Consider the following 3,132-nt stretch of genomic DNA (forward strand, 5'->3'; position numbering starts at 1 on the left):
TGGCGACCGTATTTGCGATCGGGATGGCGGAACCGGCCGCCGCCCAGGCAACCGGAGGCGGTATCGAGACCGTTCTGCAGAACATCGTCACCCTGCTCACGGGCAATGTCGCGAAGCTCCTGGCGACGATCGCCGTGATCGTCGTCGGCATCGCCTGGATGTTTGGTTATTTGGATTTGCGCAAAGCTGCCTATGTGGTGCTGGGGATCGGCATCATCTTCGGAGCAGCTCAGCTCGTCAGCACGATCTCAGGCGGCTGACGGCCATGACGAAGACGGTGCCCCTCGAGGAGGACACACTGTTCCTGGCCTGCACACGGCCGGCGATGGTCGCTGGCGTGACCATGGAGGCCATGGGCGTCAACGTCATCCTGACCACGCTGCTCTACATCCTCGCAGGTTCCATTGCCTACGCCCTCGTCGGCGTCGTGTTTCACCTCGTGTTCAAGACCCTGGTGAAGCACGACCACAACATGTTCCGCGTCCTGCTGGCCTGGGTTGAAACCCGCGGCCGCTCGCGCAACGGGGCCTTCTGGGCCGGCACGACCCTCACGCCCCTCAAGCTCGTGAGACGCTACAACGAAAAGGACCTCGGCCTTGCCTAGCGTCGCCATCGTCAAAGCCCGGGAGCTCGAGCCCGAAACCTTTATCCCGTATGTCCGCCACGTGGACGAGACGACGATCGCGCTCGATTCCCGAGCGATGATGGTCATGATTGCCCTCGACGGCGTGTCGTTCGAGACCGCCGATCCGCTCGACCTCAACGATCTTCACCGCGATCTCAACACCCTCTACCGCAATCTCGCCGACGAACGCCTTGCGCTGTGGACCCACATCATCCGCCGCCGCGACAACGACTATCCCGATGGAGCGTTCGCCAATCCCTTCTCCGCGACCCTGAACGCAAAATATCGCGCCCGCATGGTGGAGGAGGACCTGTTTCGCAACGACCTCTATCTGACCTTGCTCTGGCATCCAACCCGCGATCCCGCTGAGAAGATGACGAAGCTCCTGTCCCGCCTTCGCAGGGCGCGCAGGGCGGGACGGGAGCTCGACGAAGAAGCGCTGAAGCAGCTCCACGACAAGGTCACCGACGTGACCGCCGGCCTCAAGCGTTTCCAGCCGCGGGTCCTTTCTCTCTACGAGCACGACGGCCTGCTGTTTTCAGAGCCGAGCGAGGTGCTGCACCAGATCATCGGAGGCCGGCGGGAGCGGGTGCCCCTCACGGAGGGACGGGTTTCATCTGCGATCTATTCCGACCGTGTCATCATCGGGCGCGAGACGGTGGAGATCCGCCACGAGGCCGAGACCCGCTATGCGGGCATCTTCAGCTTCAAGGAATATCCCGCCCGGACGAGGCCCGGCATGCTCGGCGGCGTCCTCACCACGCCGTTCGAGCTTATCCTGACGCAGTCCTTCGCTTTCGCCTCGAAGGCCGATGCCCGGATCATTCTCGGACGCAAGCAAAACCAGATGGTGAGCGCCGGCGACAAGGCGAGTTCGCAGGTCGAAGAACTCGATGGCGCGCTGGACGATCTGGAATCCAATCGCTTCGTGCTGGGCGAGCATCACCTAACGCTGTCGGTCTTCGCCCCCTCGGTGAAGGACCTCACCGACAATCTGGCGAAGGCACGCTCTCATCTGACCAACGGCGGTGCCGTTGTGGCGCGCGAGGACCTCGGGCTCGAAGCAGCCTGGTGGGCACAGTTGCCGGGCAACTTCCGCTATCGAGCCCGCTCCGGCGCGATCACGTCGCGCAACTTCGCTGCGCTGTCACCCTTTCATTCCTATCCGGTGGGCAGGAAGGAAGGCAACGAGTGGGGACCGGCCGTCGCGATGCTGAAGACGGCCTCGGGCTCGCCGTTCTATTTCAACTTCCACCATGGTGATCTCGGCAACACCTTCGTGTGCGGCCCCTCTGGATCCGGCAAGACCGTCATCCTGAACTTCATGCTCTCGCAGCTCGAGAAGCACGATCCCCACATGGTGTTCTTCGACAAGGACCGTGGCGCCGACCTTTTCGTGCGGGCCGCCGGTGGCACGTATCTGCCGCTGAAGAATGGTGTGCCGACCGGCTGCGCGCCGCTGAAGGGGCTCCAGCTTACACCGGAGAACAAGGTGTTCCTGGCGCAATGGATCGCCAAGCTTGTCGGTTCGAAGTCGCGTGAGCTTTCCGTGAGCGACCTACGCGACATCGCCGGCGCCGTCGACGGCCTCGCGGACCTCCCGGTCCAGCGGCGCACCATCGGCGCGTTGCGCACCTTCCTCAACAACACCGACCCGGAGGGCATTGCCGCCCGGCTGCGGCGTTGGGAGAGGGGAGGGCCCCTCGGCTGGGTCTTCGACAATGAGACCGACGACATCGGCATCGGCGCCAAGTTCCTCGGCTACGATATGACGGATTTCCTCGATAACGAGGAGATCCGCACGCCACTCATGGCCTACCTGTTCCACCGGGTGGAGCAGTTGATTGACGGCCGCCGCATCATCATCGTCATCGATGAATTCTGGAAGGCGCTGCTCGACGAGGGCTTCCGCGATCTCGCCCAGAACAAGCTCAAGACCATCCGGAAGCAGGGCGGTCTCATGCTGTTCGCGACACAGAGCCCGCGCGACGCCATCGCCTCGCCGATCGCCCACACCATTATCGAACAATGCCCCACGCAGATCTTCATGCCGAACCCACGCGGCAGTCATGTCGACTACGTGGATGGCTTCAATCTCACCGAGCGGGAATATGAGCTCGTCGCGCGCGAGCTGTCCCCGGAGAGCCGCCGCTTCATCGTCAAACAGGGGCACAACAGCGTCGTCGCCGAGCTGAACCTCACCGGCTTCGACGACGAGCTCGCCATCCTTTCCGGCCGCACCGCCAATGTGGAACTGGCCGACGCGATCCGCGCCGAGGGCGGCAGCAGCGAGACCTGGCTCTCCCTGTTCCAGCAAAGAAGGAGTGCCGGCTGATGTCCACACGCACCATGCTGCTGGCGGCCACGGCCGCGCTCTGTATCTCCGCCGGCGCGGCCGATGCGCAGGGCATCCCCGTGATCGACCAAGCCGCCCTTGCCAAGCAGCTGGAGAGCATTGCGCAACTCAAATCCCAGCTCGACACTTTGAACCAGCAGCTTCAGCAGGC

At 63.5% G+C, this 3,132-nt stretch carries 4 protein-coding genes; all 4 read left to right on the forward strand.

All coding sequences use genetic code 11. The annotated features are described in order from the left end of the window. Positions 1–17: 17 nt before the first annotated feature. Positions 18–260 (forward strand): TrbC/VirB2 family protein, encoded by a 243-nt coding sequence (locus K9U40_RS22375; RefSeq protein ID WP_282892309.1) that lies wholly within the window; start codon positions 18–20, stop codon positions 258–260. Positions 261–265: 5 nt separating this feature from the next. Continuing rightward, a complete protein-coding gene (locus K9U40_RS22380; RefSeq protein WP_282639142.1) occupies positions 266–604 on the forward strand; it encodes a type IV secretion system protein VirB3 in 339 nt (112 codons plus the stop codon). Then, positions 597–2,960, forward strand: coding sequence for a VirB4 family type IV secretion/conjugal transfer ATPase (locus tag K9U40_RS22385; RefSeq protein WP_282892308.1), 2,364 nt, complete (start codon positions 597–599; stop codon positions 2,958–2,960). Before K9U40_RS22380 ends, K9U40_RS22385 begins: the two co-directional genes overlap by 8 nt. Continuing rightward, the coding region (locus K9U40_RS22390; RefSeq protein ID WP_432715931.1) for a type IV secretion system protein at positions 2,960–3,132 on the forward strand (173 nt) is incomplete at its 3' end. The genes K9U40_RS22385 and K9U40_RS22390, both read left to right, overlap by 1 nt.

This window comes from Xanthobacter autotrophicus, from assembly GCF_030015065.1.
Classification (GTDB): Bacteria; Pseudomonadota; Alphaproteobacteria; order Rhizobiales; family Xanthobacteraceae; genus Xanthobacter; species Xanthobacter autotrophicus_D.

Bases quoted from the DNA above. Each gene is read 5' to 3' on its own strand.
- K9U40_RS22380 (WP_282639142.1), top strand. From the start codon at position 266: ATGACGAAGACGGTGCCCCTCGAGGAGGACACACTGTTCCTGGCCTGC.